General features: G+C 72.3%; 19 protein-coding genes and 1 pseudogene. 11 read left to right on the forward strand and 9 right to left on the reverse strand.

The features are described 5' to 3' along the window. Nucleotides 1-14: 14 nt before the first annotated feature. Genes OG344_RS22110 through OG344_RS22120 form a run of 3 tightly spaced genes read right to left on the reverse strand, consistent with a single transcriptional unit; the run spans nt 15 to nt 2,597 of the window. Nucleotides 15-893 (reverse strand): inositol monophosphatase family protein, encoded by an 879-nt coding sequence (locus OG344_RS22110; protein ID WP_405084693.1) that lies wholly within the window; start codon nt 891-893, stop codon nt 15-17. Next, on the reverse strand, nt 866-1,519 hold the full coding sequence (locus OG344_RS22115; RefSeq protein WP_405084694.1) for a hypothetical protein: 654 nt from the start codon (nt 1,517-1,519) through the stop codon (nt 866-868). Before OG344_RS22115 ends, OG344_RS22110 begins: the two co-directional genes overlap by 28 nt. A 40-nt stretch (nt 1,520-1,559) precedes the next feature. Further along, nucleotides 1,560-2,597, reverse strand: coding sequence for a hypothetical protein (locus OG344_RS22120; protein ID WP_405084695.1), 1,038 nt, complete (start codon nt 2,595-2,597; stop codon nt 1,560-1,562). Nucleotides 2,598-2,875: 278 nt separating this feature from the next. Here OG344_RS22120 and uvrB point away from each other — a divergent pair, with 278 nt between their 5' ends. Then, entirely contained in the window at nt 2,876-4,987 is a 2,112-nt protein-coding gene (gene uvrB / locus OG344_RS22125) for an excinuclease ABC subunit UvrB (protein WP_405084696.1), read from the forward strand. 14 nt (nt 4,988-5,001) lie between these two features. On the opposite strand, the gene OG344_RS22130 is transcribed toward uvrB, so the two are convergent. Then, complete coding sequence (locus OG344_RS22130; protein ID WP_405084697.1) at nt 5,002-6,048, reverse strand: serine hydrolase domain-containing protein; 1,047 nt, start codon at nt 6,046-6,048, stop codon at nt 5,002-5,004. 325 nt (nt 6,049-6,373) lie between these two features. On the opposite strand from OG344_RS22130, the gene OG344_RS22135 reads away from it, so the two are divergent. Further along, nucleotides 6,374-6,979 carry a DUF4126 domain-containing protein gene (locus OG344_RS22135; RefSeq protein WP_405084698.1) on the forward strand — a complete coding sequence of 202 codons (606 nt, stop codon included), beginning with the start codon at nt 6,374-6,376 and terminating at the stop codon, nt 6,977-6,979. A gap of 33 nt (nt 6,980-7,012) precedes the next feature. Here OG344_RS22135 and OG344_RS22140 read toward each other — a convergent pair whose 3' ends face one another. After that, nucleotides 7,013-7,606, reverse strand: coding sequence for a Uma2 family endonuclease (locus tag OG344_RS22140; RefSeq protein WP_405084699.1), 594 nt, complete (start codon nt 7,604-7,606; stop codon nt 7,013-7,015). Nucleotides 7,607-7,806: 200 nt separating this feature from the next. Continuing rightward, nucleotides 7,807-8,493 carry an acyltransferase gene (locus tag OG344_RS22145; protein ID WP_405084700.1) on the reverse strand — a complete coding sequence of 229 codons (687 nt, stop codon included), beginning with the start codon at nt 8,491-8,493 and terminating at the stop codon, nt 7,807-7,809. 155 nt (nt 8,494-8,648) lie between these two features. Here OG344_RS22145 and OG344_RS22150 point away from each other — a divergent pair, with 155 nt between their 5' ends. From OG344_RS22150 to scpB, 6 genes are all read left to right on the forward strand, one after another. Further along, a complete protein-coding gene (locus tag OG344_RS22150; RefSeq protein WP_405084701.1) occupies nt 8,649-10,319 on the forward strand; it encodes a CTP synthase in 1,671 nt (556 codons plus the stop codon). Beyond that, nucleotides 10,316-10,978: an NUDIX hydrolase gene (locus tag OG344_RS22155; protein ID WP_327045220.1), complete on the forward strand. Its 663-nt coding sequence runs from the start codon at nt 10,316-10,318 to the stop codon at nt 10,976-10,978. Before OG344_RS22150 ends, OG344_RS22155 begins: the two co-directional genes overlap by 4 nt. 34 nt (nt 10,979-11,012) lie before the next feature. Next, entirely contained in the window at nt 11,013-11,963 is a 951-nt protein-coding gene (locus OG344_RS22160; protein WP_405084702.1) for a site-specific tyrosine recombinase XerD, read from the forward strand. A 97-nt stretch (nt 11,964-12,060) separates the two neighbouring features. Beyond that, nucleotides 12,061-12,954 (forward strand): ParA family protein, encoded by an 894-nt coding sequence (locus tag OG344_RS22165; protein ID WP_405084703.1) that lies wholly within the window; start codon nt 12,061-12,063, stop codon nt 12,952-12,954. Nucleotides 12,955-13,014: 60 nt separating this feature from the next. After that, nucleotides 13,015-13,890: a segregation and condensation protein A gene (locus OG344_RS22170; protein ID WP_405084704.1), complete on the forward strand. Its 876-nt coding sequence runs from the start codon at nt 13,015-13,017 to the stop codon at nt 13,888-13,890. A 132-nt stretch (nt 13,891-14,022) separates the two neighbouring features. Continuing rightward, nucleotides 14,023-14,742, forward strand: coding sequence for an SMC-Scp complex subunit ScpB (scpB, locus tag OG344_RS22175; RefSeq protein WP_405089143.1), 720 nt, complete (start codon nt 14,023-14,025; stop codon nt 14,740-14,742). 713 nt (nt 14,743-15,455) lie between these two features. Here the strand turns inward: scpB and OG344_RS22180 are convergent. Further along, on the reverse strand, nt 15,456-15,851 hold the full coding sequence (locus OG344_RS22180) for a hypothetical protein (protein WP_405084705.1): 396 nt from the start codon (nt 15,849-15,851) through the stop codon (nt 15,456-15,458). A gap of 150 nt (nt 15,852-16,001) precedes the next feature. On the opposite strand from OG344_RS22180, the gene OG344_RS22185 reads away from it, so the two are divergent. From OG344_RS22185 to OG344_RS22195, 3 genes are all read left to right on the forward strand, one after another. After that, complete coding sequence (locus OG344_RS22185) at nt 16,002-17,060, forward strand: pseudouridine synthase (protein ID WP_405084706.1); 1,059 nt, start codon at nt 16,002-16,004, stop codon at nt 17,058-17,060. A 120-nt stretch (nt 17,061-17,180) separates the two neighbouring features. Then, nucleotides 17,181-17,540, forward strand: coding sequence for a chorismate mutase (gene aroH, locus OG344_RS22190; RefSeq protein WP_150933190.1), 360 nt, complete (start codon nt 17,181-17,183; stop codon nt 17,538-17,540). Nucleotides 17,541-17,654: 114 nt separating this feature from the next. Then, nucleotides 17,655-18,749 (forward strand): prephenate dehydrogenase, encoded by a 1,095-nt coding sequence (locus tag OG344_RS22195; RefSeq protein ID WP_405084707.1) that lies wholly within the window; start codon nt 17,655-17,657, stop codon nt 18,747-18,749. A 136-nt stretch (nt 18,750-18,885) separates the two neighbouring features. On the opposite strand, the pseudogene OG344_RS22200 reads toward OG344_RS22195, so the two are convergent. After that, nucleotides 18,886-20,124 (reverse strand): annotated as a pseudogene (locus OG344_RS22200) (MFS transporter); the annotation flags it as partial. After that, a complete protein-coding gene (locus tag OG344_RS22205) occupies nt 20,121-21,392 on the reverse strand; it encodes a MerR family transcriptional regulator (protein ID WP_405084708.1) in 1,272 nt (423 codons plus the stop codon). The gene OG344_RS22205 and the pseudogene OG344_RS22200, both read right to left, overlap by 4 nt. Nucleotides 21,393-21,482: the final 90 nt, after the last annotated feature.

The following is a 21,482-nucleotide window of genomic DNA, read 5'->3' on the forward strand; positions in this document are numbered from 1 at the left end:
GGCCGGACCTTCGGCTACATCGGCGGGAGTGCGGGAGCGAGGCGGCGGGCCTCGGCGACCAGGTCGAGGAGGTCGCCGACCAGGGTGGGCGGCGCGGCGACGAAGCTGCGGTCCTCGGCCGGTCCCTCGGCCGACGCCTCGAAGGGCACGCCGTCGAACCCCCGGATCTCCACCCCGGCCTCCCGCGCGAGCAGCGCCCCGGCGGGCAGGTCGAGGCCCTCGGCGTGGTAGCCGATCATGCCGTCGATGTCGCCGCGGGCGAGCATCGCCCAGCACAGCAGCGGCGCCCACAACTGGAGCACCCGCCGGGCGCGGACCTCCATCGTCATCCTCAGCGACCGCGCCGCCGGGTCGCGCCGGGAGACCCCGTGGCCCTGCGTCCAGCCCAGCACCGGGCCGTGCGGGAGGTCCCGCCGCGGCGGCCCGGTCAACGGCCCGGCGGGCCCGAGCGCCCCGGCGTCGCGTACGGCCGACCAGGTGTGGCCGGACACCGGTTCGTGGACGACGCCCACCACCGGGCGGGAGCCCGCGCACAGCGCCAGGCCCACGACGTACGCCGGGAGGCCGATCGCCACGTTGTTGGTGCCGTCGAGGGGATCGACCAGCCAGGTCCATTCCCCGCCCGCCGCTCCGTCCCCGCGCGGGCCGTCAGGGGATTCGGCAGCGGAGCCGGCGTGGACGCCCGACTCCTCGGCCACGATCCGGTGGGCCGGGAACTCCGCCCGGAGGCGTTCGACGATCAGCTTCTCGGCGGCCAGGTCGAGGTCGGTCACGACGTCGCCCGATGTGCCCTTGGGGCGGGCGGCGGCCGCGCCCGGCACGCTCTCCCGGAGCGTCGACCCGGCGGCCAGGGCGGCCTCCACGGCTATCCGCCTTGCGTGTTCGAGGTCCACAGGCTTCTCCTGGCCAGCTCGGCGGCACGTGCGGTGTCGGCGGCGTCGAGGCGTTCCCGCCTGACGTGGTGGAGGGGCGCGGCGAGCGGCCCGAGCGACAGGTCTTCCCGTTCCGGCCGGACACGGCCGAGGGCCACCGTGGCGGCCTCGCCGTCGCCGGGGATGACGCTGCTGTGGAAGGCGCCCGCGACGAGCGTGTAGGTGTCGCCCGCCGCGAAGAGATCGGCGCGCCCGGGGGCGTACCGGACCGTCCTGCCGGTGGGCCGCAGGACGTCGCCCTCGGGGGCGCTGACCACCTCGAACACGCGGTGGGTGGGGGACTCGGCCGTGTCGGTCAGCGCGGCGTGCACGTTGCACACCTGGCCGTACAGGACGTGGCTGATCAGGTCCCAGCTGTGGCAGTGGATCTGTGAGGTGGTGCTGCGCGCGGGCCGGGCGGCGGAGGTCCAGATGTGCACGCACACCCCGAGGCCGCCGTCGCGTTCCACGGGCAGGCAGAGGAACCCGAGCGGGTGCCGCACCCCCAGGATCGGGGTGCGGCCCGCCGCGATCTCGGTGAGCACGCCCAGCGCCCACTCGCGGGCGTTCCCGCCCGTCAGCACGCCGAGCACCTCCCGGTATCTCATGGGCGGTCCCCCCATGGCCGGCGTGTCGGTGGCCGGCGTCTCATGGCGCGTACGGGTCCTTGGCGCGCAGGGCCTTGCGGGTGACCTCGACGACGTCGCGGTCGGTGAACGACTTGGGCAGGGGAAGCTCGACGCCGTCGAACAGCCTGCGGACCTCCTCGACGGTCGGCTCGTCGCTCAGCTGCACCGACCGGTAGCGGTCGATCGGCAGGCGGCGGGCCTGCTCGAAGCTGGTGCGCAGCTCGGCGCCGCAACCGCCGTAGAAGAACGAGCCGCTGTAGGCGATGATCGCCCGGTTCGGATCCTCGGAGGTCATGATGAGGGAGCGGTCCGACATGTCCCAGCGGAAGGTCGTCATGACCGGGGACAGGCCGACCGCGATGTCGAGCAGGCCGTACCGCTGGCGGTGCCAGAACGCGGCCAGGACGCTCGCGTACGACTCCTTCCTGGCGCGTTCGGTCGTCCACGTCTCACCGGTGCCGTCCGGGCGGTCGGACAGCGACCTGCGGTAGTGCGCGTAGCTCTCGCACACCGCCTCGTCGGTCGGATCGATGATCTCCATCCGGATCGTGAGGTGCCGCCGGTCGCGCCGCGCGGCGGCCACGCACTCGGGGAGCGTCACGGCGCGCATGTAGGTGCCGGTGCCGCCCTTGAACGTCCAGTGGTCGGTGCCCCGCCGCGCGTCGGCGTGCGCCTGGGCGATCTCGTGCCGGCTGCCGAGGACGCGGATGACCGCCATGTCCTCCAGCGCCCTGCGGGTGCCCGCGACCAGCTCCTCCAGCTGGTCGAGCCGGTCCAGCCGCTCGGGCAGCCGCGCGAGGACGCCGGAGGTCGCGTGCATGGCCTCCTCCACCGGCTCCTGCCGGGCGCGGTCGCGCAGCAGCGCGGTCGCCACCAGGGCGAGGACGACCAGCGTGGTGCCGCTGACGAGCTGCGACCTGACCTTGTCGGGGATCACGTCGTCGGGCAGCACGCCGAGCACGCCCACCACCACGGCCAGCACCAGGGCGATGGCGCCGTCGACGTTCTTGCCCGCCCACGCGGCGGCCTGGCCGACGGCATCTCGCAGTCCCGCCATAGGTCAGCCCCGCCATCCCGTGATTTCCGGCATCCCGTGATCCTCGGCCCCGGCTCGCATCGTAACGAGAGCGTCATGCCCCGGCAAAGGTGCGGCGGGGTGATGTGCGGCTGCCCCTCAGCCAGGCGCCGCGCCGGGCCGTGAGCGGGGCCCCGGCGTGCGGAGGGGAGCGGAAATGTCGGTGGCCGCGCGTAGGTTATGGAGGTGTGAACGGCGGCGGGCCGGGCGCGTCCCCGGTTCCCGTCCGGTGGGCGGGGCGAGCGAGGAGCTGAGCGGCGATGACATCCATGACGGACCTGAAGCGCAGGGTCGCGCCCTTCGAGGTCGTCACCGACATGACGCCGTCCGGCGACCAGCCCACGGCGATCGCGGAGCTGGAGCGGCGGGTCAACGCCGGGGACAAGGACACCGTCCTGCTCGGCGCGACCGGCACCGGCAAGACGGCGACGGTCGCGTGGCTCATCGAGCGGGTCCAGCGGCCGACGCTGGTCATGCAGCCGAACAAGACGCTCGCCGCCCAGTTCGCCAACGAACTGCGCGAGATGATGCCCAACAACGCGGTCGAATACTTCGTGTCCTACTACGACTACTACCAGCCCGAGGCGTACGTCCCGCAGAGCGACACCTACATCGAGAAGGACTCCTCGATCAACGAGGAGGTCGAGCGGCTGCGTCACTCGGCCACCTGGTCGCTGGTGTCCCGGCGCGACGTCGTGGTGGTCGCCTCGGTCTCCTGCATCTACGGCCTGGGCACCCCGCAGGAGTACGTCGACCGGATGGTCAAGCTCAAGGTCGGCCAGCGGATGGACCGCGACCAGCTGCTGCGCAAGCTCGTCGACATGCAGTACGCCCGCAACGACCTCGCCTTCACCCGGGGCACGTTCCGGGTGCGCGGCGACACGGTCGAGGTCATCCCCGTCTACCAGGAGCTGGCCGTCCGCATCGAGATGTTCGGCGACGAGATCGAGAAGCTGGCGACGCTCCACCCGCTGACGGGCGAGGTCGTCGCCGAGGACGACGAGCTGCACATCTTCCCCGCGTCGCACTACGTGGCCGGTCCCGAGCGGATGGAGCGGGCCATCGGCGGCATCGAGGCCGAGCTCGCCGAGCGGCTGGCCGACCTCGAACGGCAGGGCAAGCTGCTGGAGGCCCAGCGGCTGCGCATGCGCACCACCTACGACATCGAGATGATGCGTCAGGTCGGCACCTGCGCCGGCATCGAGAACTACTCCCGTCACATCGACGGGCGGGGGCCCGGGACGGCGCCGCACACGCTGCTCGACTTCTTCCCCGACGACTTCCTGCTCGTGCTCGACGAGTCGCACCAGACCGTCCCGCAGATCGGGGCCATGTACGAGGGCGACGCCTCGCGCAAGCGGACCCTCGTCGACCACGGGTTCCGCCTGCCGTCGGCTATGGACAACCGCCCGCTGAAGTGGGAGGAGTTCCTGGGGCGCATCGGCCAGACCGTCTACCTGTCGGCCACGCCCGGGCCGTACGAGCTGGGCCGCGGCAAGGGCGACGTGGTCGAGCAGGTCATCCGCCCCACCGGCCTGGTGGACCCCGAAGTGGTCATCAAGCCGACCAAGGGCCAGATCGACGACCTCATGGAGGAGATCCGGGCCCGGGCGGAGCGGGACGAGCGCGTCCTGGTCACCACCCTCACCAAGAAGATGTCCGAGGACCTGACCGACTACCTGCTCGAAAACGGCATCCGGGTCCGCTACCTGCACAGCGAGGTCGACACGCTGCGCCGCATCGAGCTGCTGCGCGAGCTGCGGATGGGCGAGTTCGACGTGCTCGTCGGCATCAACCTGCTGCGTGAGGGCCTCGACCTGCCCGAGGTGTCGCTGGTGGCGATCCTTGACGCCGACAAGGAGGGCTTCCTGCGCTCGGAGACCTCGCTGATCCAGACCATCGGCCGCGCGGCGCGAAACGTCTCCGGCCAGGTCCACATGTACGCCGACAAGATCACCCCGAGCATGGAGCGGGCGATCGAGGAGACCAACCGGCGCCGGGCCAAGCAGGTGGCCTACAACGAGGCCAACGGCATCGACCCGCAGCCGCTGCGCAAGAAGATCGCCGACATCCTCGACAGCCTGGTCCGCGAGGACGCCGACACCGCCCAGCTTCTCGGCGGAGCCGGGCGGCAGCAGTCGCGGGGCAAGGCGCCGGTGCCGGGGGTCGCGTCCCGTGGCGCGGGCCAGCACGCGAAGGCGATCGCGGGCGAGATGCCCCGCGCCCAGTTGGAGTCGCTGATCGAGTCGCTCACCGAGCAGATGCACACCGCCGCCGCCGACCTGCAGTTCGAGGTGGCCGCCCGGCTGCGCGACGAGATCAAGGAACTCAAGCGGGAGGTCCGCGACATGCGCGAGGCCGGCGTGAAGTAACGGATGCCCCGGCGTCAACTGTAGGCGGCCTGCCGCAAGGTGTTGTCCAGCGAGACGCGGGCGGCGTCCGTCAGGTTACGGTCGTAGGTCACCACCACCGAGATGCCGTTGTCCCACATGGCGAAGAAGGCGCTGAAGGCGTTCGGCCGGGTCGCCGTGGACTGCCAGTTCCCGTGGTGGAACAGATTGCGCCCGTGCGCCGTGGGCACCACGAACACGCCCAGGGACGCGGCAGGCCTGCCGCTGACGGCGGAGGCGTCGATGAAGCGGTGCGCGGCGGGGCTGAGCAGCCGGGCGCGCGGGTCGAAGGCGCGGGCGAACATCGCGTAGTCCACCGCCGAGATCTCCCAGCCGCCGAACGCCTTCATGGCGCGGGTGCCGGGGCCGATCCTGCCCGTCGCACCGCGCGGCGCCAGCGCCATCCGGCGGCAGTAACTCTCGTACGGCTGCCCGGTGACGCTCTGGATGACGAGACCGAGGATCGCGTAGTTGATGTTGTTGTAGACCTCGTCGTGCTTGGCGCTGATCGGCCGCGCCAGGGCGCGGCGCACGAGGGGCACGTCCGAAGAGAAGGCGTTCCTGACGCCGACCAGCCCGTTCTGCGTGGGATCGTAGGTGATCCCGCTGGTGTGCCGGAGAAGCTGCTCGATGGTGATGTCGCGAGCCGTCCGGCTCGCCCGGTATCCCAGGCGCAGCCGGAAACTCCGTGGCATCGCCGCGAGCCGCGTGTCGAACCGGAGCCGCCCGTTGTCGATGAGCGACATGAGGCAGACGGCGGTGATCGCCTTCGACAGCGAGGCCACGTTGACCGGCGTCTCCGCCGATATCTCGTTGTAGCCGTAGGAACCGGTGAGAGCGTTGTCGCGCATCACGGCGAGCCCGGCGTTGCTGACGCCGTTGGCGGTCATCCACTGTTTCAGCGCGGCGTTGACGCGGTCCTCGACGCCCGCCCGGGCGTTGACGTGGGCGTTGACGTGGGCGTCGGCGGGGAGCGGCGCGGAGGCCAGCACCGCCACCGCCGCCAGGATCGGCGCCATGGCGCGCCTCAGCGAAGTGATCACGGGAGAACCTCCGGGGGTGGTCGAGACGTGGGACTCAGGAGTGGGGCGAACGGGGCACGGCGGGGACGAAGGAGCCGGGGCCGGCCCTCGGTGGAGGCCCGCTCGGGCAGGGAAGGACGTTGGTGCGGGCGTGTTGTCACGTTCCATCGATCGTGGTCATCCGGAAATCACCGAAATAGTGATGTTTTTCTGGCCATCCGTCGGCAAGTGAGGCGGATGCGGGGCCGCCGACGCGTGGGGCAGGAGCGCACCGCCGGGGACATGGAGCCGGGGTCGTCCGTTGAGGGGAAGGCGGGAGTTTCCCGCCGCATCGAGGAGGTGGCTCATGTTCGCGGCGCTCACCGGGCTCGGGCTGTCGACCGCGGCCGGGCTCAACGCGTACATCCCGCTGCTGTTCGTCGGCGTGCTGGCGCGCGTGACCGACGCGGTACGGCTGCCGCACGAGTACGCCTGGCTGTCCGACACCTGGGTCCTCGCGATCATCGCGGTGCTGCTGGTCGCCGAGTTCGTCCTCGACAAGGTGCCGGTGGTCGACCACGTCAACGACCTGATCCAGACGGCGGTGCGGCCGGCGTCCGGCGGGGTGGTCTTCAGCGCCACGGCCGCCGCGGCCAAGCTCGACAACTCGGCCTGGATGGCCGATCACCCTGCGGTGGGCTGGATGCTGGGCATCGCGGTGGCCCTCGCGGTGCATCTGCTCAAGGCCGGGGCCCGGCCGTTGGTCAACGCCACAACGGCCGGCGTGGGCGCACCGGTGGTGAGCACGGTCGAGGACGTCGGCTCGATCGGGATGAGCCTGATCGCGATCTTCCTGCCGGTGCTCGTCGTGGTGGCACTGGCCGTGCTGGCGTTCGTCGCCTGGCGGGTATTGCGCCGCCTGCGACGCTTCAGGGAGGCGCGCCGCGCCCGCGCGGCGTCCCCGCCCGTCTGACCCCGTGCCGGGAGCGAGTAGGCAGAGGACGGCTCAGCCCATGAACTGGCTCAGGTCCAGGTCCAGGTCGATGTCCACGTCGAACCCCGCGTAGGTGACGAGGCGCTTGCGGTGGATGCCCGTCGGCACGTACGCCTTGACGCTCGGCTCCAGTTCGAACGTGTACGCGACGGCGTGCTGGTCCTCCTGCTCTATCCGCCAGAGGTACCTGATGCCGGCGTTCGAGTACTTGATCGGCTTTGTCACTCTGTCCCTCTCCGCCGACTCGGGAGAGACCACCTCGACCACGAGATGGACCTCCTCCGGCCGGTACCAGGTCCTCCGCAGGTCCGAGAGCGCTTCCCGCCCGAGGACGAGGACGTCGGGTTCCGGCCGCTGACGCGGCCCCAGCGTCACCGACATCTCCCTGGCGACCGCGAGATGACCCGGCGGCCGGATGCCATGGTCGCGGTCGGTCAGCAACGTGACCATGAGCATGTGGAAGACGGTCTGGGGAGCTCTGAAGACGAGGGCCCCGTCGATCAGTTCGACATGGCGGGGCGCGTCGGGGGGAAGGTGATCGAGCATGTCAGCGGTCCACCCGCCGGGCGGGCCGGGATGGAACCACTCGGGCAGAGCCACGGCCATCCCGTATTCCTCCTCGTCCCCGGACGATCACCTGCCATCACGATCCTGGCACGATTCACGACCATGGGTGATCGGTTTCAGGGGGTGGGGCCTCGGTCGCCCGATCCCTTCGAAGGAGGGGCGCACTTACGTCGTCCGCCGGGTGCTCGTACTCGCCGCGCCGGTCAGGCCGGCCGTACGGGTCAGGCCGGCCGTACGGGTCAGGACAGCGGGGCGGGTCTGCCTGCCGGATGGGGTGGGGAGAGCGGGGTGCGGGCGATCGCGGAGGGGCTGTGCCAGCCGAGGCCGGGGGAGTGCCGGCGGACGACCTTGGCCGGTACGCCGGCGATCACCGAGTGGTCCGGGAACTCGCCGCGGACGACCGCGCCGCCCGCGACCACCGACTGGCGGCCGATCCGGGTCCCGGGCAGGATGATCGCCCCCGTGCCGATCCAGGAACCCGCGCCGATCGAGACCGGCCTGTTGCGCGGCCACTGGCGGCCGATGGGCGTCTCGGGGTCGTCGTACACGTGGTTCTGGTCGGTGATGTAGACGTAGGGGCCGGTGAACACGTCGTCGCCGATGTCGATCGACTGGTGGCCGACGATGTGGCTGCCCCGGCCGATCGAGCAGCCCCCGCCGATCCGGACGATCGGGTCCGGGCCCAGGTCCACGCCGGGCCCCATCCCGGCCGTGATCGAGACCCGCTCCCCGACCAGCGTGTGCGGGCCGATCTCGATCCACTGCTCGCCGAAGATCGCGCCCTGCGGGAACGAGATGCACGCTCCCTCGCCCAGGCTGCGGAACCGGTATCCGCCGGTGGCGGCGGGGCTTACCGCCGCCGCCTCCCGCACGTAGGCCCACCAGCGGTGGGCCATGCGGCCCACGGCGCGCTTCACGAACGACATAACGCGACAAGTTACCGCTTGGTCGCCTTGTCCCGCTATTGCGGATTAGTGCACGTGACAAGCCCAATGTTGCCCAGCGTTTGATATTCTGAGAGCCCGTGGGCAGGCGGCGTCCATCCGGAGCGCCGGTTCTACGAACGACCACGGGAGTCTTCTTGCGCAGCGCCGCACAAACCAAGCATCTGTTCGTCACCGGCGGCGTCGCCTCCAGTCTCGGCAAGGGGCTCACCGCCTCCAGCCTCGGGCGCCTCCTCAAGCTACGCGGTCTCCGCGTCACGATGCAGAAGCTCGACCCCTACCTGAACGTCGACCCCGGCACGATGAACCCCTTCCAGCACGGCGAGGTGTTCGTGACCGACGACGGCGCCGAGACCGACCTCGACGTCGGCCACTACGAGCGGTTCCTCGACACGGAGCTGCACGGCTCCGCCAACGTCACCACCGGCCAGGTCTACTCCAACGTCATCGCCAAGGAGCGGCGCGGGGAGTACCTGGGCGACACGGTCCAGGTGATCCCGCACATCACCAACGAGATCAAGGACCGCATCCGGGGCATGGCCGGGCCGGACGTGGACGTGGTGATCACCGAGGTGGGCGGCACGGTCGGCGACATCGAGTCGCTGCCGTTCCTGGAGGCCGTACGGCAGGTCCGCCACGAGGTGGGCCGCGACAACGTCTTCTTCCTGCACGTCTCCCTGCTGCCGTACATCGGCCCGAGCGGGGAGCTGAAGACCAAGCCGACCCAGCACTCGGTCGCCGCGTTGCGCAGCATCGGCATCCAGCCCGACGCGATCGTCTGCCGGTCCGACCGGCCGATCACCTCCTCGCTCAAGCGCAAGATCAGCCTGATGTGCGACGTGGACGAGGACGCCGTCGTCTCGGCGATCGACGCCGCCTCGATCTACGACATCCCGAAGGTGCTGCACACCGAGGGGCTCGACGCGTACGTGGTGCGCCGGCTCGGCCTGCCGTTCCGCGACGTGGACTGGACCGAGTGGGACCAGCTCCTGCGCCGGGTCCACCGCCCCGCCAAGGAGGTCACGATCGCGCTGGTCGGCAAGTACATCGACCTGCCCGACGCGTACCTGTCGGTGACCGAGGCGCTGCGCGCGGGCGGTTTCGCCAACGACGCGCGCGTCAACATCCGCTGGGTCAAGAGCGACGACTGCGAGACCCCCGAGGGCGCGGCCCGCGAGCTGGACGGCGTCGACGGCGTGCTGGTTCCCGGCGGGTTCGGGGTGCGCGGCATCGAGGGCAAGGTCGGCGCCATCCGGCACGCCCGCGAACGGCGCGTCCCGCTGCTCGGCATCTGCCTCGGCATGCAGTGCATGGTCATCGACGCGGCCCGCCATCTGGCCGGGATCGAGGACGCCGACAGCACCGAGTTCGACGCCGAGACCGCGAACCCGGTCATCTCGACCATGGCGGACCAGAAGGACGTGGTCGCCGGCGAGCGCGACATGGGCGGCACGATGCGGCTCGGCCTCTACCCGGCCAAGCTCACGGAGGGCTCGCTCGCCAGGAGCCTGTACGGCAAGGCGAAGGTGGAGGAGCGGCACCGGCACCGCTACGAGGTCAACAACTCCTACCGCGACCGGCTGGAGAAGGCCGGCATGGTGTTCTCCGGGCTGTCGCCGGACGGCCGCCTCGTGGAGTACGCCGAGCTGTCGACCGACCTGCACCCGTTCTTCATCGGCACGCAGGCGCACCCGGAGTTCCGCTCCCGGCCGACCCGGTCGCACCCCCTGTTCACGGGCCTGGTCCAGGCCGCCCTCGAGTACGCGGGGCAGCGCGAGAACGCGGCGAAGGCGGGACGGGCCAAGTGAGCGTGGAGGACGCGGCGAACACGGAGGACGCGGGGAACGTGGACGTGGGGAACGTGGCGGACGTCGAGGAGTCCTGGAACGTCGTCGCCACCACCCGGCACTTCGCCGGGCGGGTCATCTCGGTGCGCACCGACACCGTGGAGATGCCCGGCGGCGTCGTCGCCGACCGCGACTACGTCGTCCACCCCGGCTCTGTCGCGGTGGTCGCGCTGGACGACGAGGACCGGGTGCTGCTGATCCGTCAGTACCGCCACCCGATGCGGCGCCTGATGTGGGAGCTCCCGGCCGGCATCCGCGACGTGCCGGGGGAGCCGCTGGTGGAGTGCGCGGCGCGCGAGCTCGCCGAGGAGGCCGCCTACCGGGCGCGCACGTGGCACACGCTGGTCGACCTCGCCACGTCGCCCGGCATGTCGGACGAGCGGATCCGGATCTTCCTCGCCCGCGACGTGGAGCCGATCCCCGACGAGGAGAACACCTACGTGCGCGAGCACGAGGAGACCGACATGCCGGCGGTCTGGATTCCCCTGGTCACGGCGGTGGAAAAGACGCTGAGCGGAATGATCCACAATTCTCCCGCCGTCGCCGGTATCCTCGCGGCGTACGCTGCTTCCGCCGACGGATTCAAGGGCCTTCGTCCCGCCGACGCGCCGGAGGCATGATTCCGTAGGAGACGTCCTGAGCGAGCCCGAGGCGGTGCTGTCCAGCTACCTCGCCCACCTGGCGGTGGAACGGGGGCTGTCTGCCAACACGCTCGCGTCCTACCGGCGTGACCTGCGCCGATACGTCCAGTATCTCCGGGCGCGCGGGCTGGAGACGTTCGGGCAGGTCGCCGAGGCGGACGTGGTCGCCTTCCTCGCCGCGCTGCGGGAGGGCGACGACGACCACCCTGCCCTCGTCGCCAGTTCGGCCGCCCGCGCCGTGTCGGCCGTACGCGGGCTGCACCGCTTCGCGCTGCGGGAGGGCGTGGCCGGGCACGACCCGGCGCACGAGGTGCGCCCGCCGCGGCAGCTCCGCAGGCTCCCCAAGGCGATCACGGTGGCGGAGGTGGAGCGGCTCATCGCCGCGTGCGGGCCGGAGGACGCCCCGCTCGCCCTGCGCAACCGGGCGCTGCTGGAGGTCCTGTACGGCACCGGCGCCCGGATCTCCGAGGCGGTGGGGCTGGCGGTGGACGACGTGCCCGCGGGCCACGCAGGGGACCGCCACCATGACCATGACCATGACCACGACCACGACCACGACCAGGTGCGGCTGCGCGGCAAGGGCGGGCGGAGCAGGATCGTGCCCCTCGGCCGCTTCGCCGGCCGGGCGCTCGACGCGTACCTGGTCAGGGCGCGGCCCGGGCTCGCCGCGCACGGCCGGGGGACCTCCGCGCTGTTCCTCAACGCGCGGGGCGGGCGGCTGACCCGGCAGGGCGCGTGGGAGGTACTGCAGGTGGCGGCGGAACGGGCCGGGCTTTCCGGCGTATCGCCGCATATGTTGCGACATTCGTTCGCAACCCACCTCCTCGACGGCGGAGCCGACGTTAGGGTTGTCCAGGAACTGCTCGGCCACGCCTCGGTGACCACCACGCAGGTGTACACCCTGGTGACGGTCGACAAGCTCCGCGAGGTCTACGCGGCGGCGCACCCCCGCGCCCTGCATTGAGGTACGCATCCGCGGGCGCGTGGCGCGCCGCCTTGCCGCATGCGTGCCGACCCTTTAGATTCGATCAGGTTCGAGGCCGTCAGGGGAGGACCAACAGGTGACTGCGACCACAGAGCCGACGTGGACCGCGAGGTCTCCCGGCGGTGCGATCGGGCCTACCGGCCGTCCCACTCCGGCGTTCCCCGATCCGACACCGCCGGAGTCGCACGGGCCCGCGCGCATCGTCGCGATGGTGAACCAGAAGGGCGGCGTCGGCAAGACGACGACGACCATCAACCTGGGCGCCGCGCTCGCCGAGGTGGGGCAGCGGGTGCTGCTGGTGGACTTCGACCCGCAGGGCGCGCTGTCGGTGGGGCTCGGCATCGACCCCCGGCCGCTCGAGGCGACGATCTACGACCTCCTCATGGAGGAGCCCGACGTCACCGTCGAGGACGTCCTGCTCGACACCACCGTCGACGGCATGCAACTCCTGCCGAGCAACATCTTCCTGTCCGGCGCGGAGATCAGGCTCGTCAACGAGGTCGCGCGGGAGTACGCCCTGCAGCGGGTGCTGGAGCCCCTGCTGCCGTACTACGACATCTGCCTGATCGACTGCCAGCCGTCGCTCGGCCTGCTCACCGTCAACGCGCTGACCTGCGCGCACAGCGTGATGATCCCGCTGGAGTGCGAGTTCTTCGCGCTGCGCGGCGTGGCGCTGCTGATGGAGTCGATCGGCAAGGTCCAGGAACGGCTCAACAAGAGCCTGGAGATCGACGGCCTGCTCGCCACCATGTACGACCCCCGGACGCTGCACGCCCGCGAGGTCCTATCGACGATCATGCAGGGCTTCGGCGACAAGGTGTTCCACACCGTCATCAACCGTACGGTGCGGTTCCCGGACGCCACCCTCGCGGGAGAGCCCATCACCCAGTTCGACCCCGGCTCGATGGGCGCCACCGCCTACCGCGAGCTGGCGCGTGAGCTGCTGGCCCGGTGGCCCGCCCGCGTCTGACCCTGACGATGTAAGTGCCGGCGACGATGTGGGTGCCGGCGCTCGTGCCGGTGGAGGACAATGGCAGGCGTGACGACCGGCCAGGAGACGGACCAGGGGAGCGAGGAGAGCGCGCCGGGCGGCTTCCAGGTCCACCTGGACGTCTTCGAAGGTCCGTTCGACCTGCTGCTCGGGTTGATCTCCAAGCACAAGCTGGACATCACCGAGGTCTCCCTGCACAAGGTCACCGACGAGTTCATCGCGTACATCCGGTCTCGGGGCCCCGAGTGGGACCTCGACCAGACGAGCCACTTCCTGCTGGTCGCGGCCACCCTGCTCGATCTCAAGGCGGCCCGGCTGCTGCCCACCGGCGAGGTGGAGGACGAGGAGGACCTCGCCCTGCTGGAAGCCCGCGACCTGCTGTTCGCCCGGCTGCTGCAGTACCGGGCGTACAAGGAGGTCGCGAAGATCTTTTCGGGGCGGATGGCCGAGGAGGCGCTGCGCTTCCCGCGCGAGGTGCCGATGGAGAAGCGCTTCGCCGACCTGCTGCCCGAACTCGTGCTCGGCATCGGGCCCGGGCAGCTCGCCAAGATCGCCGCCAGGGCCTTCACGCCCAAGGCGCCGCCGTCGGTGTCGGTCGCACACATTTATCAACCGCTCGCCAGCGTCCGGGAGCAAGCCGCTATCCTTGTGGAGCGGTTGAGGCGGGTGCAGACGGCGACCTTCCGGGCGCTGACCGCCGACTGCTCGGGAACCTTCGAGGTCGTCGCCCGGTTCCTGGCCGTCCTTGAGCTGTTCAGGGAGGCCGCGGTCTCCTTCGAGCAGGTCGAGCCGCTCGGCGATCTGTACGTCACCTGGACGGGAACCGCCGACGGCGACGTCACGGTCGGCGACGACTACGACGAGGGCCGGCGCGAGGAGCAACCGGCGGAGCCGTCCGGCATGCCGGAGGAATGACCCGCCCGCGCCGGGCGCGGGACCGCGGCAGGGTGGTGAGTCCGGCCACACGTTCCCGGAGCGATCCGGACGCGACGGCGAGGCCGGGACGGCGCGGCGGGAGGCGGGACCATGGACGACGAGCGAGGAGCGATGACAGCGAGCGGCACCCCCGGTCCCACCGACGGCACACATGGCACAGACGTCACCGACGTCACCGATATTGTGCCCGGTCCCGCCGGTGACGCCCCACTTCTCGCCGAGGCCGCGCCGTCCCCGCCGGACGACGCCGCTCCGGGCGGCGTGGAGACGCCTTCGGAGGGGTCTTCGGATGGGCCGTCGCTCGCGCAGGCGCTCGAGGCGATCCTGATGGTGGTGGACGAACCGGTCGCGGAGATCACCCTCGCGCAGGTGCTCGAACGCCCGACGGCGGAGGTCGCCGCGGCGCTCCGCACGCTCTCGGCGGAATACACGGCGTCCGGGCGGGGTTTCGACCTTCGGGAGGTGGCCGGAGGCTGGCGCTTCTACACCAGGGCGGAGTGTGCCGCGCTGGTGGAGAGGTTCGTCAGGGACGGCCAGCAGGCGCGGCTCACGCAGGCCGCGCTGGAGACCCTCGCCGTGGTCGCCTACCGGCAGCCGGTCAGCCGGGCCCGGGTGGCGGCGGTGCGCGGCGTGAGCAGCGACGGCGTCATGCGGACGCTGGTCGCACGAGGCCTCGTGGAAGAGGCCGGAACCGACCCGGAGAGCCAGGCAGTGCTCTACCGGACGACGAGTTACTTCCTGGAGAGACTGGGGCTGCGGAGCCTTGACGAGCTTCCCGAGCTCGCCCCGTTCCTCCCGGACGACATGGAAATTCTTGAGGAGCAGAAGTAGTGAACAACAGGCGTGGCACCCCGTCCGGTGAGGGACGCGGTCGGAGCCGGAGCACCGGTCAGCAGGGCGCGAGCGCGCGCGGATCCCGAGGCGGGTCCGGCGGCTTCCGTGCCCAGAGCGACCGGCGCGGCGGTTCCCGCGTCCCTGGATCCCGGTCCGGATACGGTTCCGATTCCAGGTCCGACTTCAGGCCGGACTCCAGGCCGGACTCCAGGCCGGACTTCAGGTCCGATTCCAGATCCGACTCCAGGCCCGACTCCAGGCCGGACTCCAGGCCGGACTTCAGGTCCGATTCCAGATCCGACTCCAGGCCCGACTCCAGGCCCGACTTCAGGCGGTCCCGCGACGGGGACGCCCCGCGCGGCGACCGGTACGGCGACCGCCCTGCCAGGGAAGCCCGCGCCGGAGACTCCCGTAGTGGAGATTCCCGTGGCGGGGACTCCCGTGGTGGCGACCGCCGCGACGTCCGCCCCGGCGGACGGCGTTTCGGCGATGACAACCGCACATCGTTCCGCGCCGAGCGCGGCGGCTCGCGCGGCGGGTACGGCGGGCCCGAGGGAGGCCGCTCCGGCGACCGCGACGGCGGGCGCGACAGTGGGCGCGACAGTGGGCGCGGCTTCGGCCGTGACCGTGGGCCCGGCCGTGACCGTGAGCCTGTCCGTGACCGGGGTGGTTTCGGGCGGGACCGCGACGGCGGGCGCGGCTTCGACCGCTCAGGTGGCTCCGACCATGCGCGCGGCTTCGGCCGGGACCGCGACGGCGGCAGGGGTTTCGACCGCGACTCCAGTCGTGAGTCCGGCCGGGACCGGGACGGCGGGCGTGGTTTCGACCTTGAGTCCGGCCGGGACCGCGGTGGCCGTGAGTCCCCGTCCGCGGGTCGCTCCACGTTCCGTACGGAGGGAGCCGGGACGCGCGGCCGGTACGGCAGGCCGGAGGGCGGCCGGGACGGCCTGCGTGACCGTGGCCCCGACCGTGGGACGGACCGTGGCTCCGACCGTCCCTTCCGGGGCGGCGAGGAGCGCGGCGACGGCTATGCCGCCCGCAGCGTCGGCGGGGCCGGCGCCGCCAGGGGCTCCTGGCGCGACGATCGCGAAGCCCGCACCGACCATGGGTCCCGCACCGGCCGCAGCAGCAGCGCCGAGCGGGACAACCGTGGCCAGCGGGACAACCGTGGCGAGCGCGACAGCCGTGCCCAGCGGGGCGACCGGAACGAGCGGGGCGGCTTCCGGGCGGCCCGTGGCGGGACCCGGCGTGACGAGGTGCAGACGATCGGCCGTACCGGTGGAGCGACGCGGGGCCGCTTCGGCGGCACCGAGGGAGGCGCGCGACGCCCGGTGCGCGGCGCCGGCGCGGGCCGTCCCTTCGGCGCCGGGTCCGCAGCGGGCCGGGGCACGGGTGGACAGGGCACCGGTGGCCGCGGTACGGGTGGCCGCGGCACGGGTGGTCCGGGCCCGCGGGGCCAGGCTGCCGGGGGCCGGGGAGCAGGGAGTAAGGCAGCGCAGAGCAACCCGTTCAAGACCTCCCGGCAGCCGCTGCGCGACCCCGACTTCTACGACGAGAACTACACCGACGAGCGCGACACCACCGAGGTGCCGGGCGGCGACCGGCTCCAGAAGGTGCTCGCCCAGGCCGGGGTGGCGAGCAGGCGGGCCTGCGAGGACATGATCGGCGAGGGCCGGGTGACGGTGGACGGCCAGACCGTGCGCCGCTTCGGCGCCCGCGTGGATCCCGAGAAGCAGGTCATCCATGTGGACGGCAAGCGCATCCCGACCTCCACCGAGACCGTCTACTACGCGCTCAACAAGCCGATCGGCGTGGTGAGCACGATGGACGACCCCGAGGGCCGGCCGTGCCTGCACGACTACGTGCAGGACCTCGCGCCCCGGCTGTTCCACGTCGGGCGGCTCGACACCGAGACCGAGGGCCTGCTGCTGTTCACCAACGACGGCGAGCTGGCCCACCGGCTGACCCACCCGAGCTTCGGTGTGCAGAAGAAATACTGGGCCAAGGTGCCCGGCCCCGTCTCGCGCGACCTGCACAAGGTGCTGCGCAAGGGCGTGGAGCTGGAGGACGGCCTGGCCAAGGTCGACGAGTTCCGGATCGTGCAGGAGCACGGCCAGCAGGCGCTGGTCGAGATCATCCTGCACGAGGGACGCAAGCACATCGTCCGGCGGCTGCTGGAGACCGTCGGGCACCGGGTGATCGACCTGGCCCGCATCGAGTTCGGCCCGGTCAAGCTCGGCCGGCTGAAGCCGGGCACGATCCGCACGCTCACCGTTCAGGAGATCGGCGAGCTGTACGCGGCGGTCGGCCTGTAGCCTGGCGGCCGAACTGCGGGCATACACCCGCAAGCCGGGCAGAATAAGCGGAACAGGCGGTAGATGGGCCGCACTCGCCCTCGGCGGCGAGGCGGCCCGTCTCAGCGAGAGGGGAACGACATGGTGCGGGCGGTTCGCGGAGCCATCCAGGTCGAGGGCAACGATCGTGACGCGATCCTCGCCGGGACGACGGAGCTGGTGAGCGAGGTGATGGGCCGCAACAACCTCACCACCGACGACGTCATCAGCGTGATCTTCACGTGCACGCCCGACCTCACCGCGGAGTTCCCCGCCCTCGCCGCGCGCAAGCTCGGGTTCCACGACGTCCCGCTGCTGTGCGCGACCGAGATCGACGTGCCGGGCGCGCTCCCGCGCGTGGTGCGGCTCATGGCCCACGTGCAGACCGACCGGCCGCGGCAGGAGATCCAGCACGTGTACCTGCGCGGCGCCGTGGCGCTTCGCGTGGACATCGCCCAGTAGGAAAAGCCAGTAGGAAGACGCCCGGGCCGGGGATCCGGTAGAACGGGCTTCCCACATCCACAGGCATTCGCCCGCGGGACGCGTCCCCGGGACGGTGACGGCAGGAAGAACACGATGACTCCCATCGAGGGCGCCGGGATCGGCAGCGTGCTCGTTGTCGGGACGGGCCTCATCGGCACGTCCATCGCACTGGCGCTGCGGCAGCGGGACCTGCGGGTCTTCCTCGCCGACCGGGACGCGGGAGCCGTACGGCTGGCGCGTGAGCTGGGCGCGGGGGAGGACTGGACGGGCGCGCCGCAGGTGGATCTCGCGGTCCTCGCGGTGCCGCCCCAATTCGTCGCCCAGCAACTGCTCGACCTGCAGAAGCAGGGCGGTGCCCGCTTCTACACGGACGTGGCCAGCGTGAAGGCCCTTCCGCTGGCCCAGGCGGCCCAGCTCGGCTGCGACCTGACGACGTACGTCGCGGGGCATCCGCTGGCGGGCCGGGAGCGGTCCGGTCCCGCGGCGGCCCGGGCCGACCTGTTCCTCGGCCGTCCGTGGGCGTACTGCCCGACGGAGGACGCCGCGCCGGAGGCGGTGGCCGCGGTGCGGGAGCTGATCGACCTGTGCGGCGGCAACGCCGTGCGGGTGGACGCGGGCGAGCACGACCGGGCGGTGGCGGTCGTCTCGCACGCTCCCCACGTGACCGCCGCCGCCGTGGCCGCCCGGCTGGCCGAGGCGCCGGAGACGGCGCTCGGGCTGTCCGGCCAGGGCGTGCGCGACGTCACCCGGATCGCCGCCGGCGATCCGGCGCTGTGGATGGGCATCCTCTCGGGCAACGCGCTGCCGGTGGCCGAGGTGCTGGAGGCGGTGGCGGCCGACCTCGGCGCCGCCGCGAAATCGCTGCGCGCGCTGGCGGGTGACGGCGCGGCCATGGACCAGATCGCCGACCTGCTGGCGCGCGGGGTGCGCGGCACCGGCAGGATCCCCGGCAAGCACGGCGGCCCAGCGCGCACGTACGCGGTGGTGCAGGTGCTCATCGGCGACCGTCCGGGCGAGCTGGCCCGCCTGGTGCAGGCGGCGGGCGAGACGGGCGTCAACATCGAGGACATCCGGCTGGAGCACGCCCCCGGCCTGCCGCTCGGCGCCGCGGAGGTGTACGTCCAGCCGGAGGCGGCGGCCCCGCTGTCCGAGGCCCTGCGCGAGCGCGGCTGGCAGGTCGCCAACTGACCCGGGCCCCCGCCGCGTCCGGCGACCTCCGGGTCTCCCGTGATGATGATGACGACGACGGCGGGGCAGGGGTGACGTGGCGGCGCAGCACGGGGGCCGCCCAGGCGATCACCCCGACGGCGGTCACGGTGAGCAGCCCGCCGGTGAAGATCACGACGCGCGGGCCGTACAGCGTGCCGGTCACACCGTGGAGCACGTTCGCGAGCTGCGGCCCTCCGACCAGCACGACGGTGAGCGCGCCCTGGACGCGCCCGCGTACGGAGTCAGCGGTGTGCGTCTGGATGATCGTGGTGCGGAAGGTGCTCAGCACGAAGTTCACCGCGCCGCCGAGCGCGAGCGCCGCCAGCGCGAGCCACAGCTCGCCGGCCAGGCCGACGACCATGACCGTGATCCCCCACGCGACGGCGGCGCCCGCCACGAGAGCGCCGTGGCGGCGGACGCGCGTGAACGCGCCCGACAGCAGTCCGGCGGCGAACACCCCGGCGGGATAGGCCGCGTAGAGCAGCCCGGTTTCCGGGCCGCCTCCGGCCGTGCCGCCGAAGACGTGGCGGGCCAGTTCGGGAAACAGCGCCGACGGCATGCCGAAGACCATGGCCGCGAGGTCAACGGCCAGCACGGAGGCCACTAGCCGGTTGCCCGCCAGACACCGGAACCCGGCGAGTGCCCGGCCGATGGCCGATGAGGTACGGCGGCCGTGCTCGTCGCCCGTCCGGTCGGCGGTGGCGGGCAGCGGCGGCAGCGGCGGCAGCAGGGCGTCGGCCCACACCACGGCGAGCAGTGCGAGGGCGTCGAGCAGATACAGCGTGCCGAGCCCGAGAACGGGGATCAGCACTCCCGCGAGCATCGGCCCCAGGATCGCCCCTCCGTACCGGACCAGCGAGGTGAGGCTGTTGGCCGCGGGCAGAAGTTCGGGCGGGACGAGGCGGGGCACGGTGGCCCCGGCCGTCGTCAGGACCGCCCCGTACGCCAGTCCCTGGAAGGCCACCGCCACCAGCAGGGCGGGCAGGGAACGGCCGCCGAGGACCGCCAGGACCCACAGCGCCGTGTACGTCAGCGCCAGGCCGAGGTCGGCGGCGAGCAGTACAGTCCGCCGGTCCAGCACGTCGGCGAGGGCGCCGCTCCACACCGCCGCCGTGACCAGTGCGGCGAGCGACACCCCCGCGGCGGCTCCCACGGCCGCCGACGAGCCGGTCATCGTGAACAGGTGCGTCGGCACCGCGACCACGCTGAACGACCCGCCCACGGCACAGATCACCGATGCGGCCCACATCCGCCGGAAGGCCGGGACGGCCAGCGGCCGCAGGTCGATCGTGAGGGCCCGTGCCGAGGCTCTCGCGGAAGGGCGGGACGGGCGCTGCTCCGTCGCGGCGCTCATCGCGCGGTCCCGCCGTCGCCAAGGGCCGCGGGCCCGTCGGCAGCGGTCACGGCTGAGGTCACGGCTGAGGTCACGGCTGAGGTCTCCGTGACGGTCGCCTCGGCGGTCACGTCGGCGACCACGCAGGCGACGTTGTCGGGGGCGCCGGCCGCGTATGCCAGGTCGATCAGCTCGTCGACGACCTGCCGCGGGCCGCCGGGACCGGCCAGCGTCTCGCGCAGCACGCGGTCCGGCACGACGGCCGGCAGCCCGTCCGAGCAGAGCAGGTACCGGTCGCCGGGAACGGCCTCGTGGAGCGACAGGTCCGGGAGAGAGGCCGCCGTGCCGGTCAGCGCGCGCACCAGAAGCGGGCGCCGCGGGTCGGAGACGGCCTCCTCGGGCGTGAGCCGCCCTTCGCCGACCAGCGACTGCACATACGTGTGGTCCTGGGTGAGCCGGAACAGGCCCCCGTCGCGGAACAGGTACGCCCGGCTGTCGCCGATGTGCGCCAGGGCGAACCGCGGCCCCGCCCACACGAGCGCGGTCAGCGTGGTGACGGTCTCTCCCGACGGCGTCGAGGCGGCGATGTCCCGGATCGCCCGCTCGGCGTCGCGGACGGCGTCGGCGAGCGCACCGAGCAGGTCCTCGGGCAGCTTCTCGGGCAGGTCCTCGGGCAGGGCCTCCGGCACGTCACCGGGCGGGTCGTCGGGCGGGCCGCCGTCATGGGCGGACCGGCTCCGCAGGCGCCTGACCGCCTCGACGGCCGCCGCGGCGGCACGGTCGCCACCCGGGCCGCGCATCCCGTCGGCCACCGCCAGTACGCGCTCGCCCGCGTACGCGACGTCCTCGTTGCTCGTCCGCACCGGTCCCCGTTCCGACCGGGCGGCGTAACGGATCTCCGGCATGGTCGTGCTCGTTTCCACGGCATTGTCCCTTCCCGACAGGTGGCCCGACAGGTGGCCCGACAGATGGCCGACGAGGAGGGTGGCGAGCCGGCCGCGGGCCGCGGTCTCGGCCGTGACCTGCCGCCAGTAGGCGGCGACCGCCTCGGCGGCGTCCGGCGCGGGCAGGTCGCACACCTGCCGGACGCGCGCCAGCGGCATGCCGAGCCGCCGCAGCGAGGCGATCAGGCGGGCCTGCTCCAGCTGGCCGGGACCGTAGTAGCGGTATCCCGACTCGCCGTCCACCGCGGCCGGCCGCAGCAGCCCGAGCTCGTCGTACAGACGCAGCGCCTTGGGCGACAGCCGGGCGGCCCGCGCGAAGGCGCCGATGGTCAGCAGATCTCCCACCACTCCTCCTCGTCCCGGCCTGCATGGCCGGTGCCGACGATGCTGGGGCTTCACCCAGGGGCAAGGTCAACACCCACCGGACCGGCGGCG

The organism is Microbispora sp. NBC_01389 (assembly GCF_045040095.1).
In the GTDB taxonomy this organism is placed as follows: Bacteria; Actinomycetota; Actinomycetes; order Streptosporangiales; family Streptosporangiaceae; genus Microbispora.

Bases quoted from the DNA above. Each gene is read 5' to 3' on its own strand.
- OG344_RS22115 (WP_405084694.1), bottom strand. From the start codon at position 1,519: ATGAGATACCGGGAGGTGCTCGGCGTGCTGACGGGCGGGAACGCCCGC.
- OG344_RS22120 (WP_405084695.1), bottom strand. From the start codon at position 2,597: ATGGCGGGACTGCGAGATGCCGTCGGCCAGGCCGCCGCGTGGGCGGGC.
- uvrB (WP_405084696.1), top strand. From the start codon at position 2,876: ATGACATCCATGACGGACCTGAAGCGCAGGGTCGCGCCCTTCGAGGTC.
- OG344_RS22135 (WP_405084698.1), top strand. From the start codon at position 6,374: ATGTTCGCGGCGCTCACCGGGCTCGGGCTGTCGACCGCGGCCGGGCTC.
- OG344_RS22140 (WP_405084699.1), bottom strand. From the start codon at position 7,606: ATGGCCGTGGCTCTGCCCGAGTGGTTCCATCCCGGCCCGCCCGGCGGG.
- OG344_RS22145 (WP_405084700.1), bottom strand. From the start codon at position 8,493: ATGTCGTTCGTGAAGCGCGCCGTGGGCCGCATGGCCCACCGCTGGTGG.
- OG344_RS22170 (WP_405084704.1), top strand. From the start codon at position 13,015: ATGGCAGGCGTGACGACCGGCCAGGAGACGGACCAGGGGAGCGAGGAG.
- scpB (WP_405089143.1), top strand. From the start codon at position 14,023: ATGACAGCGAGCGGCACCCCCGGTCCCACCGACGGCACACATGGCACA.
- OG344_RS22180 (WP_405084705.1), bottom strand. From the start codon at position 15,851: ATGGTCGGTGCGGGCTTCGCGATCGTCGCGCCAGGAGCCCCTGGCGGC.
- aroH (WP_150933190.1), top strand. From the start codon at position 17,181: ATGGTGCGGGCGGTTCGCGGAGCCATCCAGGTCGAGGGCAACGATCGT.
- OG344_RS22195 (WP_405084707.1), top strand. From the start codon at position 17,655: ATGACTCCCATCGAGGGCGCCGGGATCGGCAGCGTGCTCGTTGTCGGG.